Genomic DNA, 16,148 nt, shown 5'->3' with positions numbered 1-16,148 from the left:
CTTGCGGGTATTTATATATATAATTGTCTTTTTTTCTTTTTTTGATTTATTTGCACAGCTACCTATAATGAGTCCTTACGCTAAATCTTTAGGTGCTACCCCATTCTTAACGGGCTTGGTTGTAGGAATGTATTCATTCTCAAATACAATCGGAAACATCATCTCAGGTTTTTTAACCGATAAAAAAGGTCCTTTTTCTATATTAATCATTGGTTTATTTGCTACGAGTATTTCCCTCTTTATGTACCAAGGGGTATCAGACCCAATCGGTCTATTAATTGTCCGCTTTATCCATGGACTGCTTGCAGGTCTTATCGTTCCTGCAGCTTTTACGTATTCTGCGAATCAAACCTCTGCTGAAAAGCGTGGAAAAAGTGTTGCATTATCAGGAGCATTTGTAGGACTAGCTGCGATTTTAGGTCCTGCTTTTAGTGGAATTATGGCTAGTAAAAAAGATGAAGTATTTGTCTTAAGTATCACAGGTTCTATTATGCTTATTCTTAGTATTTTATCAGTTTTCTTATTAAGTACAGTTTCCATTCAGAAAAAAACGAAGGAAAATGCTTCTGCAACAGTAAGAGACATTTTTGCAGAAAGTGGTTTGGTAAAAGCATTTGCAGGTGCCTTTTTCTTGATGTTTTCACAGGGCGTACTCGCCTATATGCTCCCTTTAAAAGTACTGTATCAAGGGTATGATTCAAAAACAAGCGGACTATTACTGAGTACTTTTGGCTTTGTGGCAATTTTAGTCTTCATATTACCTATTAATCGACTATTTGATAAAGTTAAACCTATTAAAACACTCGCTTTTGGGATGGGATTAATGGGGATAAGCATGCTTTTACTCGGACAGATTGACACTTTGCAACTGCTATACGTGGGAATGAGTTTATATGGAGTAGGATTTGCATTTCTATTCCCCTCTATAAATTCGTTGCTAATTGACTCAACAGAACCTACTTATCGGGGAAAGGCATACGGATATTTTTACGCCTTTTTTTCAATAGGCGTGGTAGTTGGTTCTAGCGTTACTGGACTACTGAAACTTACTGCAAACGGTGGATTTCTATTAACGGGTGGATTGTTAATATGTTTATCAGTATTATCTATACTAAAAGATAAAAAAAATTGAGGGTCCCCATGCTGGAGACCCTTTCTATTAAGAACTCACTTCATTATATTCTGGAGTTTTCTTGTCCTTATTTTGCACTTCATCATTATAATATTGAACACTTGTCATTGCGCCTTCGCCTACCATCTTGCTATCGGGAGTATTGTGCGGATCTGGGTGCCCAGCAACAGTTAAATCGGAGCGATTATGTTTTTGTGCATCTATAAATGAGTTAACCTTTGCTTTTGTATTATTAAATGCAACTATCGCTTTATCACGATTTTCTTTTTTACTAAAATATGCATAAGCTCCAGCAGCAATTCCCGCTAGTAGTAATGTGTTATTTTTTCCTTTAGCCATGATATGTACCTCCTAATTTATTTATGTTCTACTTATTACTTACCCTTTATTTCAAAACTTACACTTTTTTAACCATATAGACATGAGGAATTCCATCTTCATCAAATTCATCCGAGCTAGCATGAAAGTCAAAGGAACTGTAGAAGTTTTTCAAATGACTTTGAGCACATAGTTGAATCGATTCTATTTGATAAGTGCGTTCTGCTTCTTCTAAAGCTTTTATCATAAGTTGTCTTGCAACACCAGTCCCGCGAAATTTTTCTTTCACAATTACTCTACCAATAGAGCATTCCTCATATTTTTCACCAGGTGGAAGTATTCGGCAATAGGCAATTATCTCATTTTCTTCGCAAGCAAATAAATGTAAAGAATTATAATCATAAGTATCCAATTCAGGGTAAGCGCAATTTTGTTCTACAACAAAAACATCCACGCGTAGCTTGAGTATTTCGTACAATTGATATACATCCATTTCATTAAATTTTTGTAAATTCCATTCCATAAAAAACCCACCTTTCATTTTTATTATCACACAATAGTAGAAGATTGATATTATTTTTGTTATGATAACAAAAAGAATTTAGAGGTGACTCAAATGATTAGGGCGATCACGTTAAATGATCTAGCAACTGTTCAACAAATCGCAAAGATCAGTTGGAACAGCACATATAAAGGAATTATTCCAGACAATATACAAGAGCTTTTTCTAAAAAAGGCTTATTCAAATACGATGTTAGCCAAAAGAATGGAAAAAACTATTTTTTTACTTGCAGAGTTTGAAGGAAAGCCAATTGGATTTGCTAATTTTACGTATGTAGATGAAGATGGAGATGCCGAGCTAACCGCTATCTATGTACTTCCAGAGTATCAGCAAATAGGCTACGGCAAAAAACTACTACAGGCCGGCTTGAACGAGATGCCAACGGGACGTCAGTTATTCGTCTATGTAGAAAGCAAAAATGATGGAGCGCGTGCATTTTATGAACGTTTCGGTTTTGAATGCTTGGAAGAATTTGACGAATACTTTGAAGGTCATCCTCTATCGACGGCTAAATATGTGTATTTATTAAAAACACCGACTTACTGAATAAGTCGGTGTTTTATCATTTGACACGTATACTATTCCTGTGCAAAGCTCGTCGCAAAAAATTTCTTTCTTATCTTCTTATTTATAAAGAATTGTGATTTAGTTATACCGTTTGATCTGGATTGTAGTATTCTTGCTCAGCGAATTGAACTGGCGGCTTACGGACGAAGCACATAATTGCTGCGATATATAATAATATCGATGTTAACGATATGATTCCCGCAAACAGTCCAGCTAGTATAAACATAATACCTGCTAATTTTGGATTTTTATTTTTGGATATAGAAACAATCCCTACAATATTTAGTATAAGACTAATTACAAGGGCAACAACAAATCCCCAACCAAATACACCAAACACACTTGGAAGAATATCCACCAATTGTGCAATTGCTTCCGTATCCTGACCAGTTAAAGTTGGATCATTTAATATATGTTGCTCAAACTCCGTATTAAATGCCTCATCCTGTATGGCTGCACTTCCAGTAGTTACAATTATCGCCATCAATATAATTGCTAGAAGTGTAAAAATTGCACTTATAATACCTAAAACCTTTTCTCCTGTACGAGACATATGTATACCTCCATTAATGTTTTATATAGTAATTTTACGTTCAACCTTACTAAAAGTTTCATCTTTTTTTACTTTTACCCTATACAAAATGAAATAAACTTGTTTAATAGTTGTTTTAGGGGGGTACTTAAATACTAACACTTACTACAGAAAGGAAGGAATAGGATGGAGAAAAAGTTAATCTTTAATCAGTCTGATTTCTTATACACATTGGCAGGTGCATCCGTATTAACCGGTATTTTAGTTTTATTTATTTAACATTACAAATGTAAAAGGCAATCCACTTTTCTTAAATAAGCGGATTGCCTTTTATATTTATTAAGCTTTTACATCGTCATATTCGTTTGATTTATTAAAAGCTGCCACAACGTATGAGCATACAGCTTCCATCTTTAATTCTTTTTCACGAGCGTAGGCTACTGCAGTATCTAATAATTTCTTTGCTATACCTTGCCCTCGTAGTTTATCTGAAACGTATGTGTGGTCCATCACCATGACATCTCCAAGTAAAGTCCACGTAATTTCACCAAGTCTTTCACCATCTTGGACATATTGGTAGGCATAAACATCATTTCCTAATTCTTTGTATTGAAATTCCACAGTCAACCACTCCTTTTTTGAATTTTAACATAGTTATTTGTTAATTGACAACGGACGCAACTTAGCTTCAATTTGCTCTCTTTTAGGTTCTAAAAAAGGAGGTAGAGCGAGAGACTCACCTAATGATTCTAATGGTTCATCTGAATTAAAACCTGGCTCATCTGTAGCCAATTCATAAAGAATACCGTTCGGCTCTCTAAAATAAATGGATTTGAAATAATAACGATCTACTAAACCCGATGTGACAAATCCTTTTGCACGCAATAATTCTTCCCATTTTGGATAGTCTTCCATTGTCGGCACACGGAATGCAACATGGTGCACACTTCCTCTACCAGGTCTCTCTTGTGGTAAATCAGTTCTTGTTTCAATATGCACTTCGCCTGCCGGCCCCCCTGCACCTGTGGTATATACTAACACTTCAGGCATATTAGCTATTTCTGATGGATAAGATCCAGCTAACGTGAATCCTAGAATTTCTGTAAGCACTTTTTCTGTTGGATCTGCTTTTCGCACAGTTAGCTTCACTGGACCTAATCCTACAATCGCATTTTCAGCAGAGATCTCTTCTTTCACCCAAGCCTCTCCATATGGAATTCCTTTACCATCATCGACTACTAGCATTAAACGAGAGCCCTCAAAGTCTTCAAAATAAAGTGTGTTCCGCCCGAATTTTTCCTTTATTTCGTCATGGGGTACTTCCAATTTCGTAAATCTTTCTTTCCAAAATTTCAGAGCATCTTCGCTTTTTACACGGAATCCCGTATTGCTAATACTTGATACACCAGGATATGTTCTTCCTGCCATCGGAATGTCAAAGTAAGTCATATCTGTTCCAGGGGTTCCTACAGCATCTGCATAAAACAAATGATAGGAAGATGTACTATCTTGATTGACTGTTTTTTTCACTAATCTCATGCCCAGTATTCTTGTAAAAAAGTCGTGATTTTTATCAGCATCTGCTGTGATTGCTGACACATGGTGTATTCCTGCTAATTTCATTGCTTTCTCCTCCATTTTATCTCGAATTCAAGATAATTTCATTAGTTTTATAATATCAAATAAATATAATATGTGCAAACTTGAATTTATTATTTAAAAGAATGTTATTAATAGCCGTTAATTTTAGAAGCGCTTTTTAGTAACTTTCATCCACTTAGAGAATAGAACTCGAATGTGCGCTTGCCGCACGCTACACATAAGCCACCGCAGAACGAGTCGCTCCTTCGTCGCTCCCACATCTTTTATGGGGTTCAGATTTCATAACATTATGTGAACGACACGTTATTCACATACTCAATTTTTATTTTGGACTCTTAATTTCCGTTCCAGGCGGACGCGTTCCGCCGGCATGGCTTCAGCCGCTTCCCTTGCTCCTGCGCAAGCTCGTCGCAGAAAAAACCTTGCTCCTGCGCAAGCTCGTCGCAAAAATTAATTTCGCTACGCTCAGTCCAGGGTCTTCTGCTCATGCACCTGCCGCTTCGCTTTCGGTGCAGGAAACATTTGCTATTCCGGCTGGAGTCGCCTCCTTCCACTCCAATTAACTATTAACCGCTTTTCAATTAGAAAATCATCATACCATTGATAGAGCAAGTTTTTATCACTTACATTTTTTCGATTAGTATTTATAGAAAATCGTTGAAAAAGGCGACACTCCTGCGGGAATAGCGTTAGACGAAGACCCCGCAGCGCAGCGAGGAGGCTAAGGCAGCGCCCGCGGAAAGGGAGCCGTTTCAACGATTTTCTTATTTATTGGAAGACATTATTTAGTTAAGCCAAATACTATAGACTTTTGCGTGCGGCAAGAGGCATATCCGTCTATCCAAACTCTAAGCGCTAGCCCATAAAAAACACCCTAAATGCCTGCGATGACAATTAGGGTGTATCGTTTAATTAAATAAAGAACGAATGGAATCAATTAAATTATTAAAGAAGTCTTTGACACTTTGCCAAAATCCTTCATCATCTACAATCTTACCAATCTTATCTTCTATCGTTTTACTTAAATCATTCAATTGATCAGACCACTGGCTAAAATCGATGTCTAGTTGACGAATTCGATCCATCAAATCTATTAGTAATTGGCGATCTTTTTCAGATAGTTCAATCTGTAACTTAGCTAACTGCTCCGTAACTATCTTTTCAACTTCTTCACGTGAAACAGGATTTTGCTCAGCAATTTGTTTTTTAATTTCTGTTAACAATTCACTTACTTTCGCTTCATCAATACCTGCTTCTTTTGCAAGATTTGTCGCTACCGATAGTTCATCGTTTGCTACATCTGTACGTTCTGGGTCTAACTCACCGCCTGTCACTTCGTACGCTTTATATATTCCTACGAGCGCCGAATGACCTGTAACTGGTTTTGGAGCAGCGATTTCTACAACTGCGTCCTGAATTCCAGCTGTAAGCATTGCATTTGCATACATTTCTGAAGTTACCTCAGTAATATTATCTGGTGTGACAATATTGATTACTAAACCTTTACCAGCATCTTTTCTAGTGATTTTGGCTGAAGAGAACATTCGTGCAGATGCATCACCATCTTTTAAATACGTCGCTAAATCTTTCCCTGTTACGATTATTTCTTGAACATCTGAATTCTCGGTTATTTTTAAACTATTTTTCACACTATTTTTTTGTTCATCTGTCAGGTTCCCACCATAAACGACTATTGGTGCACCGAATTTTTCGTTAACTGGTTCCGTAGTACCCGTAGAGTCTGCAAACGTGATAGAAGGAGTAACTAAAACTCCAAACAATAAAATGACAGCGATAAATGGTTGTAATAATTTCTTCACTCAAATATCCCCTTTCTTCCAATCCATTCTTCCATTAGTACGAAAAAAGGAGCAAAAAGTTCCGACTGATCGATTCTTTTTACTCCTTCTCCAATTATTTCTAACTATTTAGACCTTTCCAAGTTTAGCTATTGGAAACTTTTCTTTTACATTTTTACTTCTGTCCAGCCATCATTTTGAACAATTTTACCCTCTTTCATGAGTTTACCAAGTGCTCGTTTAAAAGCCGCTTTACTCATCGTAAACATTTCTTGGATCTCCTCAGGCGTTGACTTATCCGTAAATGGCATTCTACCACCTACGTCATTTAAATATCTAAAAATAGATTCCGCATCGTCTCCCAAACGTTCATGTTTACGAGGTAATAAGGAACCGTTCAATGATCCATCTTCCTTTGTATCTATGATACGAACCGTTAAATCCTGGCCTAATCTAGGTTCTTCCACACGTTCTGATTGGTGCACGAAAATACGGTAATTTTCTGGAACACTAAGTAAGAAAGATCCAATCGGAAGAAGTCTATACGCTCTAGCTTGTACATTTTTGTTTAGTAAAGTAGTTGGAGCATCTATATATAGTTCCTCCACGCGATCTTCTGTTGCAAGACGACCAAACAATTCTCCTTCTTTGTCTGTGCGAAGTGTCATATATAAGTGATCGCCAATAACTGGCCACAGTTCTTTCACTTTCGGTAAGTCCTCTGCCTTTACTTGTACCTCCTTAGAAGTGCCAATATCGACAAATGCCCCTTCTTTATCCGTAACTTTTATCACCCTCGCCCATCCATACGTCCCCTTTGTAATATGTGGAAGTTGTGTGGTTGCTGATAAATTCCCTCTACGATCTACAAATAAAAATACTTCAATCTTGTCATCCACTTGTAAATCTTCTGGTGCTTCAGAAGCATTTAAAGAGATTTCTTCTCCTTTATGTGTGAGAATCCATTTTGATCCTTCTTTTTCTTCAACTTTTAATTTTACAATTTCTCCTGATTCTAGCTCTGCCAAATTCACCGCTCTCCTTCTGACCAATTATGATAATGGTCTTGACCTTACTTCTAATTTGTATCGTACATTATCCACTTATATATCCAGAAATCCTTACTTTACTTATTACCTTTTCGTTTGCATTATAAACTCTCCAACTAATCTGTAACAAAGACTATGTATATAAACTAATCGCTCTCTTCTTCTTGTAATTCAAGGAGTTTTGATTGAAGATCTGGATTCTCTTCTAGAAACAAAACTAAATCTGCTATACGATCAATGGAATTCCAGCTTAAATGGTGCTCTATTCCTTCTACATCATTGTATATATTCTCTTCTTTTACTCCAATTAGTCTTAGGAAGTCTTCTAATAAATCATGTCTTTTCACTAATTTTTTCCCAAGTTTTAATCCTTTAGGAGTAAGTGTTAGACCACGGTATTTCTCATAAATTAAAAAACCGTCTTTATCCAACTTCTGTACCATTTTCGTTACAGACGAAGGCAAGACAGATAAAGCTTCTGCAATGTCAGACACACGAGCATATCCTTTCTGCTCGATTAACAAATATATTTGTTCGATATGGTCTTCCATGCTAGGTGTTGGCATACGTATCTTCCTTTCATAACTACTTCGTTTATTTTACTACAACGCTCTCTTCTTCACAAATATAGCTATATTATCCAAGTAGAGCTTTTCTAAGTGAAAGAACCTTATCGTTTGATAAGGTTCTGAGAGAAAAGTTTAAGGTTTAACTACGATGAGGATACTTTCCAATTACATGAATTGAGTGGATAATTCTCTTATTAATCCATTCTAAGTTCTCTTTTGAATTTAAACGTTCAAATACAGCCGTTCTTCCTTTGTCAGTTGTGACGTAATGGGCTGGTAAAGTATTTAAGCTTAAAGCTATAATATCCATTTCACATTGTTCACATTTACAAAAGGTTTGGTATTCCGGACCTCTCATAAGCATCGTCACTAGGCTCTTCACAATTTCTTCCGTTACGTTTGTGAGCAAATTTATCTCTTCTCCTTAAAAATTATCATGATGTTTAACACTATATACGAAAGGGTAAAACTTTAATAACCAAATGCTAAAGCGGAAAGGAGAATATATATGGGTAAAATTTTATGGTCTATTATCGTTATTTTAATCGTACTTTGGTTAATCGGTTTAGTATTAAAAATTGGTGGAGGGCTAATCCACACACTACTAATTATAGCAGGTATTATTTTTGTAATTCAACTTGTAACAGGAAGACGGACCGTATAGAAAAAGGATGCTCTATGAGCATCCTTTTTTATTGGATTGTTTTCCCATAAATACATGTGTTTCTCAGTCTTTTCCCGTCTGCTGATAAGGAGTCATTGTGGAGTAATCCTTCTAATGTATATCCGACTCTTTCTGCAACGGAGCGACTTCGAACATTTTCACTATCACAACGAATTTCCACTCGGTTTGCCTGTAATTCCTCAAAAGCAAACTGTGTTATTCGTTCACAAGCTTCCGTCATTAAACCTTTTCCTTCAAACTTACTATCAATCCAATAGCCAATTTCAAACTTTCGTACATTCCAATCTATCCGATGTAATCCGGATGCACCTACAAATTCACCAGTATCTTTCAAGAACAAATGGAGTCGTAAGTCTTTTCTTGTTATAAAATCAGCAACCGCTTGACGTAAGTTAGTCGTCGTCTGTTCCAATGTTTGTTTATTTTGTGCCCATGGCATCCACTCTTTTAATGCATCATGAGAGTTAATTACTGACCTCCACACAACTTCTGCATCCTCCAAACGAGGTGCTCTAATTATAAGCCGTTCTGTGTAAAATTCCTCTGAAATAGAGTGTCGCTCTTCATTCTTTGCTTTTTTATTGAAATCATCATCCCAGTTAACCGGAGTTGCAGTTCCCTTTAAAAAGTCATCTCTCGTCATTCCATATGTCACTGCATCATAGTAAGAGTTTTCCTTGGGAGAGAACCAAGCCTGTCTGAGCTGCGCTTCTTTCACAAAGCCAGCTCTTTCAAACGTTTTACGCATAGCAAAATTATCCTGTCGAGTATGTCCCTCCAATCGTATTTTCACTTCAGGTAGTTGGAAAACATACTCAGTAACCATTTTCAACGCAAGAGGACCATATCCTCTTCCACGTGCTTCATCTGCAATTCGTAAATCAAATAAAGGAATCTCATCTTGTAAGTCATAGATTTTAACAATTCCTACTTGTTCTTTTTTTTCATTTTCAACCCAAAATGTCTTCACTTGGTCCGATTGATATCCACCTTCTTCAATCGTCTTTTCTATTAATTCTCTCGCCGGATGAGAGTTACCATGATATGGCCAAGTGTTAGTCGTCATAAAATGAATTAGCTCTTCTTGTTCTTCCATTGTCCATTCTGTAAGCTTCATGCTACCCCTCCCGTGCTACTTATGCACTTTTAGTAGTCGTAAAGAATTTAGTACCACTAGTAATGTCGCACCCATATCAGCAAAGATGGCAATCCATAACGTTAACCATCCAGGAATAATGAGTAAAAGTGCAATGATTTTTAATCCTAATGCAAACATAATATTTTCTTTAATAATATGCAATGCTTTTCGACTTAATCGAATCGTATATGGGAGTTTTTCTAAATCATCGGCCATCAAAGCAACATCCGCTGTTTCAAGAGCTGCATCTGTTCCGGCTCCACCCATGGCAATTCCAACCGTTGATGCTGCAAGTGCTGGAGCATCGTTTACACCATCACCAACCATTGCTACTGACCCATACTTTTTTTTCAGTGATTTTATAGCTAATAGTTTTTGTTCAGGCATAAGCCCGGCTTCTACATCGGTAAGTCCAAGTTTAACAGCAATAGCGTTAGCAGTTCGCTCATCATCTCCGGTAAGCATTACAGTATGTTTGATACCTGCAGATTTTAAATTGGCTAATACTGTCATGCTAGTTGAACGAATTGGATCTGCTACAGCAATAAATCCTTTGTATATTCCATCCTCTGAAGCCAGCATCACTGTGTTTCCTTCTGTTTGTAACTTTTCCACACGAGCTATAACTTCCGTTGGAACAGTGTTAATCGCACCTATCCAAGTAACGCTTCCTACCGCCCATTTCTTTCCTTCTATTACTCCTTCTGCACCTTTTCCAGTAACAGACTGAAATTCCTCGAGCTCTACCGCTTGTATATGTTCCTTAGAAGCATACTTTACAATTGCTTGTGCAAGTGGGTGTTGTGAATACGTTTCAATCGACATTACTTTTTGAATGAAGTCATTATCGGATTCTGCTTCCACATAAGTCACTTCAGGATAACCTTTTGTTAATGTTCCTGTTTTATCAAACGCAATGGCTTTCAAACGACCTATTTCTTCTAAATGTATTCCACCTTTAATAAGTACACCCTGTTTTGCGGCATTTCCTATTGCTGTTACGATTGCAACGGGTGTAGATACGACTAATGCACATGGACATCCTACTACTAGAACTGCAAGTCCTTGGTAAATCCATGTCTGCCAATCTGCTCCGAATAATGGAGGAACGATTGCTACTAAAAAGGCGATCATAATAATAGCAGGTGTATAATACTTCGCAAATTTATCGACAAACTTTTGTGAAGGAGCCTTTTCAGCCTGTGCTTCTTCTACTAAATGAATAATCTTAGCAATCGTAGTATCTTCTACTCTCTTAGTTACTTGAACTTCCAAAGAGCCCTCTTCATTTAATGTACCAGCAAACACTTCGTCCCCTATAGTTTTTACTGCAGGTACTGACTCACCTGTAATAGACGCTTGATTGACAGCTGATGTACCTTTTAAAACAATTCCATCCATTGCAATTTTTTGTCCTGGTTTCACAATGAGAATGTCATTAATTTGAATAAATTCTGTATCGACTTCTACAAGCTGATTATCACGGCGAATCGTTGCAGTTGGAGGAGCAATATCCATTAGCTGGCTAATTGATTGTCGTGCTTTATTCATCGAGTAAGCTTCTAATGCTTCACTCACTGCGAATAAAAAGACGACAACTGCACCCTCTCTCCATTCACCGATAATCGCTGCCCCTATAATGGCGATCGTCATTAGCGTATTCATATCAAAATAAAATTTTGATAAATTCTTAAACCCATGTTTGAACATTTCGTATCCACCAACAGCAATGGAAACAACAAATAAGCCGACTGCAGATGGATGGGACTCACCATTGACAATGGACGCAATAATCCCGATGACTAAAAATATAAAGGAAATGACTGTCACGATATTTTGCTTTCGTTTAAAAAACGGTACCTTTCCTTCTACTTTACGATGCTTTTCTTGTGCTACTTTAATGCCGTCAAATGCCCCTGCTTTCTCAATATCTTCTATCGTCACATCTCCTATTACAGAAACTTTAGATGCTCCGAAATTAACAAGAGCGTCCTCGACATCTGGAAGACTTTTTATATTATTTTCGAATTTCATGGCACAGCTGGCACATGAAAGATTTTCTAAGCGATATTCTTTTTTAGCTGTTTTCTCCATCTTTCTCACCCTCTTCTACCGCGTGTTCATACGCGATTTTAACTAGCTCGTTCACATGATGGTCTGCTAATGAATAATAAACTAATTTACCTTTACGACGTGATTTTGCAAGGGATAAATCTCTTAAAAATCGTAAATGATGTGATGCAGTTGCTGTAGATGATCCAATAATCTCACTTACATCGCAAACACATAATTCTTCTTCTATTGTTAGTGCATATGCAATTTTAAGTCTTGTTTCATCTGCCAACGCTTTAAAAATTTGCGCAACCTTTGTAACTTCTGGCAGCTTCTTTTTGACAGCCTGCACTACTTCTTCATGTACAATTGTCACTTCACACATATCTTTGGTCTGCATTTCCTCACCTCATTCAAATGTTCATTTGATTGTTACTTTCATTATATGTTCACACTATTTAATATGCAACTTCATTCAAACATTTATTTGAATGTTTCTCATTCTATGAGTGAGCCATCCGATTATTGGAGCAAACCATCCGATGTGACCATTTAATCGATTTTCTGTCCGTATAAAATTATTTCCGACTGGATAAGTGTGGTTTCTTTCCGTATAAAATTATATCTGACCGGATAGTTGTAGTTTCTGTCCGGATAGGTATTTTTCTGACCGCATAGCAGTTTCAACCTAAAAAAACCACTCAGATACTGAGTGGTCTCTCTATCCAAACTTATTTCGCTTTCAAATTCAATTCATAGCCTTTCTCTATGTCCCCATCAATAACTGTTGTATGATATTTTCCTTCTGCCCAATCCATCACTTGATCATGGTACCAATCTGATTTCATATGCCCACTTTGACCAGGTCCAACGATATGATATGACTCGCTTAAATCTGCCAAATCCGCAACAAATCGCCAGGATGCTCCGTGGTCGACTCTTCCATCATCACCGAAACCAGCTGCCTGCACTGTAATATTTGAGCCGCCAACTGGCACAGATTTTGGATTTAATAAATACTCTAAAATCGGCGAGGCACCTGCCAAGGGATGGTCAAATGTTAACTGATGATAATCCCCCCACTTCCATTTTTCTTCATTTGAACCAAACTCTTCTTTAACATCCGCAATCGCATCTACAAAAGAATCATAAACCCAATTGTCCACTCCACCATACTCATCTAACCATGCACTAGATTCATTACGATATCCTTTCCTTAAAAACTGATCCGAGATATTTCCTTTTCCTGATAACATATTGTATACATCCTCTGGCATTTCATCTTCCATCAAAGTCTTTGGAAGCTGCTTCATCCACTTATGAAAAACAAGAGGAGCCGCTAACTCCTTGTCATCCACCTGGTTCCACTCAGTTAGTAAACTAATAATCTCTTTATATTCCCCACCATTGTCTAGCTTTTCCACTGAATTAATCATAGAAGATAAAAATTCCCGAGCATATAAATTCGTTTGATCCATTTGTAAATTCATCATATCTTCCTTTGTTAAATTGGAATTACTTTTCAACACTTCTGCAATACGATCAAATCGGTAGGATTGTGCCCAAAAGTCTGTAATATGATATTTATAAGAATCATCTACTACTTGATTGTTCGCTGTCGCAATAAACCCTTCTAAAGGATTCACAATATTAGGTAGTTCATTGTATGGCACATACCCTTCCCACCCATAGTCAGCAGAGTCTCCCGGCACAGGTAATTGTCCGTCTCCCGATTTACGTATTGGTAGCCTACCATTTGCTTTATATGCAATTGTTCCATCTTTAGCAGCAAACACAAAGTTTTGTGCAGGTGCATGGAAATCCTCTAGAGCAGTCTCAAACTCATCCCAATTAGTCGATTTATTCATTTTAAGAATTGCTTGTAATTCAAGCGTTGGCTCTAGCGCAGTCCATTGCATGGAAAACAAAGCGGATGCATTCTCTTCTTTGAATAAAACATCTGAAATAATTGGCCCATGACGAGTTACCACAACCTCGAAAGGAATGGCTTCTCGTCCCTTTACTTTAATTTCATTTTTACGTATCTCTGCCTGCTCCCACTTACCTTCATAAAAAAACTGTGTTCGGTCATCCGGGTTTGGTGTTTCAATATATAAATCCTGGACATCAGGTCCCACATTCGTGACACCCCATGCAACGTCTTCATTGTGCCCTAGAATAATTCCAGGGATTCCAGCAAATATAACCCCGCTTACGTTTTGTTCTGGAGACTCTAAATGCATTTGATACCAAATAGAAGGCGTACTTAATCCTAAATGTGGATCATCCGCAAGTAGTGGCATGCCACTTTCCGTTTTATTCCCACTAACGACCCAATTGTTGCTCCCGTTAAATTCATTCGGTAGTAAAGAAGCATTAAAGTAACCGCTTACATTTACTGGTTTATTTTTGTTTGCCTCTATGATCGATTGTGCATCCTCTGGATAAGTAATAAATAATTCTTTCGCCTTTTCTTCCTCATATTCATTTAGAGCCCAATGCCTAATTGCCAAGGTCGACCAATTTCCTCCTAGATCATATGCCATAAATTTTCCTATTGCCAAGGAATCAATAGGCGTCCACTCTTCCGGTTCATATCCAAGGAGCTTAAACTCATAACTCAATTTCTTTTCTTCTTTCGCGAAGGCGATAAACTCATTAACCCCTTCCGCATACCATTTCAACACATCTTTTGCTTCTGGACTATAACCTTCATATGATTTTTCTGCAGCATTTCGCAAGCTAAATGTTAAGAAAAACTTATCTGTATCTAAAGCTGCTTCACCTACAACTTCTGATAATTGCCCGCTTGCTTGCCTTCTCGCTAAATCCATTTGGAACAGTCGATCTTGTGCTTGTACGAATCCTTGAGCGCGATATAAATCTGCATCCGATTTTGCTAGAATATGAGGTACACCGTCAGCATCTCGCACAACTTTGACATCTGCCTCTAATACATCTACGGAAAGATCTCCCTTAATTATAGGCTTGGAATTGGATATATACATATTCACTCCAATTACCGCAATTGCAATTATCGCAAGGATACTCCCCAATAACCAAGCAATTATTTTCCACCTTTCCTTCACATTCGTACCCCCTTTTATTACATTACATTCTTCGACATCCGTATTAAATTATCTTTATAGCATAAAAAAAGACCCATGAATAAATATATTCATAGGTCAATATTTATATTATGCTTGTTTGTTTTCACCAACAATTTTTACTTCTAATTCTAACTCGACTCCAAAGTTCTCTTTTACCGCTTTCTTAACCATTTCAATTGTACTTATATAGTCAGTAGCGGTTGCATTGTTCTTATTGACTATAAAACCAGCATGCTTTGTTGAAACTTCTGCCCCGCCGAAGCCTTTTCCTTGTAATCCGCTATCTTGGATAAGCTTTCCTGCGAAATAACCAGGTGGACGTTTGAATACACTTCCTGCAGAAGGATACTCAAGCGGTTGTTTGGATTCCCTTTGATATGTTAGGTCAGCTATTTTAGCATCAATTTCTTCTGGATTACCGGGTTTTAGTTCAAATTCAGCCGATAAAACATAGTATCCTTTTTTTGTGATGATACTTTTACGGTAGCCAAGCTCTAATGCTTCTTTAGAAAGAACAAGTTTTTCTCCGGTAGGTGTGAGGACTGTAGATTGAACAATTACATCCTGAACTTCTCCACCGTAAGCACCAGCATTCATTGCCATTGCACCGCCAATCGATCCAGGAATTCCACAGGCAAACTCTAATCCTGTTAGTGATTCTTTGGCCACAGCTCTTGAAACGTCAATAATGTCCGCTCCACTTTCTGCAATTACTCTATTTCCATTAATCGTAATCTTATTTAGTTTTTCTAAGCGAAGAACAATCCCTCTAACTCCACCATCCCGGACGACCATGTTTGATCCGTTTCCAAGAAGTAATAAAGGGATATCATTTTTGAACGCATATTGAACAACAAATGCTGCTTGGTCTTCCGTTTCGGGAGTGACGAATAAGTCCGCAACCCCACCCATCCGTGTCATTGTATGCAAATTTAGTGCTTCATCTATTTTTACATTTCTTGCATCTAGTTGTGTAGTTAAATCTTGAAACCATTTTTGTTTACTCAAAAAAGACAATCCTTTCTTCATATAC

General features: G+C 37.4%; 17 protein-coding genes. 3 read left to right on the top strand and 14 right to left on the bottom strand.

Annotation, left to right across the window (positions count from 1 at the left end; translation table 11 throughout):
- The first annotated feature begins 1 nt into the window (after nucleotide 1).
- The gene (locus tag AM499_RS18865; protein WP_053591647.1) at nucleotides 2-1,132 is read left to right on the top strand and encodes an MFS transporter; all 1,131 of its coding nucleotides are present in this window, start codon (nucleotides 2-4) and stop codon (nucleotides 1,130-1,132) included.
- A 27-nt stretch (nucleotides 1,133-1,159) separates the two neighbouring features.
- On the opposite strand, the gene AM499_RS18860 is transcribed toward AM499_RS18865, so the two are convergent.
- Nucleotides 1,160-1,471 (bottom strand): hypothetical protein, encoded by a 312-nt coding sequence (locus AM499_RS18860; protein WP_053591646.1) that lies wholly within the window; start codon nucleotides 1,469-1,471, stop codon nucleotides 1,160-1,162.
- 58 nt (nucleotides 1,472-1,529) lie between these two features.
- Nucleotides 1,530-1,973: a GNAT family N-acetyltransferase gene (locus tag AM499_RS18855; RefSeq protein ID WP_053591645.1), complete on the bottom strand. Its 444-nt coding sequence runs from the start codon at nucleotides 1,971-1,973 to the stop codon at nucleotides 1,530-1,532.
- A gap of 93 nt (nucleotides 1,974-2,066) precedes the next feature.
- Between AM499_RS18855 and AM499_RS18850 the strand changes: the two genes are divergently transcribed.
- A complete protein-coding gene (locus AM499_RS18850; RefSeq protein ID WP_053591644.1) occupies nucleotides 2,067-2,558 on the top strand; it encodes a GNAT family N-acetyltransferase in 492 nt (163 codons plus the stop codon).
- Nucleotides 2,559-2,661: 103 nt separating this feature from the next.
- On the opposite strand, the gene AM499_RS18845 is transcribed toward AM499_RS18850, so the two are convergent.
- The 7 genes from AM499_RS18845 to AM499_RS18815 all read right to left on the bottom strand — a co-directional run bounded on the left by AM499_RS18845 (nucleotide 2,662) and on the right by AM499_RS18815 (nucleotide 8,539).
- Nucleotides 2,662-3,132: a DUF4064 domain-containing protein gene (locus tag AM499_RS18845; RefSeq protein WP_053591643.1), complete on the bottom strand. Its 471-nt coding sequence runs from the start codon at nucleotides 3,130-3,132 to the stop codon at nucleotides 2,662-2,664.
- Between the two features lie 318 nt (nucleotides 3,133-3,450).
- Nucleotides 3,451-3,732: a GNAT family N-acetyltransferase gene (locus AM499_RS18840; protein WP_053591642.1), complete on the bottom strand. Its 282-nt coding sequence runs from the start codon at nucleotides 3,730-3,732 to the stop codon at nucleotides 3,451-3,453.
- Between the two features lie 33 nt (nucleotides 3,733-3,765).
- Nucleotides 3,766-4,734: a ring-cleaving dioxygenase gene (locus tag AM499_RS18835; RefSeq protein WP_053591641.1), complete on the bottom strand. Its 969-nt coding sequence runs from the start codon at nucleotides 4,732-4,734 to the stop codon at nucleotides 3,766-3,768.
- A gap of 887 nt (nucleotides 4,735-5,621) precedes the next feature.
- Nucleotides 5,622-6,533: a DUF1002 domain-containing protein gene (locus AM499_RS18830; protein WP_053591640.1), complete on the bottom strand. Its 912-nt coding sequence runs from the start codon at nucleotides 6,531-6,533 to the stop codon at nucleotides 5,622-5,624.
- 146 nt (nucleotides 6,534-6,679) lie between these two features.
- Complete coding sequence (locus AM499_RS18825) at nucleotides 6,680-7,540, bottom strand: CvfB family protein (RefSeq protein ID WP_156316833.1); 861 nt, start codon at nucleotides 7,538-7,540, stop codon at nucleotides 6,680-6,682.
- A 167-nt stretch (nucleotides 7,541-7,707) separates the two neighbouring features.
- Complete coding sequence (gene mntR / locus AM499_RS18820; protein WP_053591638.1) at nucleotides 7,708-8,127, bottom strand: transcriptional regulator MntR; 420 nt, start codon at nucleotides 8,125-8,127, stop codon at nucleotides 7,708-7,710.
- A 142-nt stretch (nucleotides 8,128-8,269) separates the two neighbouring features.
- Complete coding sequence (locus tag AM499_RS18815; RefSeq protein ID WP_231687493.1) at nucleotides 8,270-8,539, bottom strand: late competence development ComFB family protein; 270 nt, start codon at nucleotides 8,537-8,539, stop codon at nucleotides 8,270-8,272.
- Between the two features lie 99 nt (nucleotides 8,540-8,638).
- Here AM499_RS18815 and AM499_RS21750 point away from each other — a divergent pair, with 99 nt between their 5' ends.
- Nucleotides 8,639-8,794, top strand: coding sequence for a lmo0937 family membrane protein (locus tag AM499_RS21750; RefSeq protein ID WP_156316832.1), 156 nt, complete (start codon nucleotides 8,639-8,641; stop codon nucleotides 8,792-8,794).
- Nucleotides 8,795-8,822: 28 nt separating this feature from the next.
- On the opposite strand, the gene AM499_RS18810 is transcribed toward AM499_RS21750, so the two are convergent.
- From AM499_RS18810 to murB, 5 genes are all read right to left on the bottom strand, one after another.
- Nucleotides 8,823-9,932 (bottom strand): GNAT family N-acetyltransferase, encoded by a 1,110-nt coding sequence (locus AM499_RS18810; RefSeq protein WP_053591636.1) that lies wholly within the window; start codon nucleotides 9,930-9,932, stop codon nucleotides 8,823-8,825.
- A gap of 15 nt (nucleotides 9,933-9,947) precedes the next feature.
- Nucleotides 9,948-12,047, bottom strand: coding sequence for a heavy metal translocating P-type ATPase (locus AM499_RS18805; protein ID WP_053591635.1), 2,100 nt, complete (start codon nucleotides 12,045-12,047; stop codon nucleotides 9,948-9,950).
- Nucleotides 12,031-12,405 (bottom strand): ArsR/SmtB family transcription factor, encoded by a 375-nt coding sequence (locus tag AM499_RS18800; protein ID WP_053591634.1) that lies wholly within the window; start codon nucleotides 12,403-12,405, stop codon nucleotides 12,031-12,033. Before AM499_RS18800 ends, AM499_RS18805 begins: the two co-directional genes overlap by 17 nt.
- A gap of 331 nt (nucleotides 12,406-12,736) precedes the next feature.
- The gene (locus tag AM499_RS18795; protein ID WP_053591633.1) at nucleotides 12,737-15,094 is read right to left on the bottom strand and encodes a penicillin acylase family protein; all 2,358 of its coding nucleotides are present in this window, start codon (nucleotides 15,092-15,094) and stop codon (nucleotides 12,737-12,739) included.
- Between the two features lie 108 nt (nucleotides 15,095-15,202).
- Nucleotides 15,203-16,123 carry a UDP-N-acetylmuramate dehydrogenase gene (gene murB, locus AM499_RS18790; protein WP_053592290.1) on the bottom strand — a complete coding sequence of 307 codons (921 nt, stop codon included), beginning with the start codon at nucleotides 16,121-16,123 and terminating at the stop codon, nucleotides 15,203-15,205.
- Nucleotides 16,124-16,148 lie beyond the last annotated feature (25 nt).

The sequence above is a fragment of the Bacillus sp. FJAT-22090 genome, from assembly GCF_001278755.1.
GTDB lineage: Bacteria > Bacillota > Bacilli > Bacillales_A > Planococcaceae > Psychrobacillus.
The sequence above is the reverse complement of the archived record's forward strand: the minus strand, read 5'-3'. Positions and strand labels throughout refer to the sequence as shown.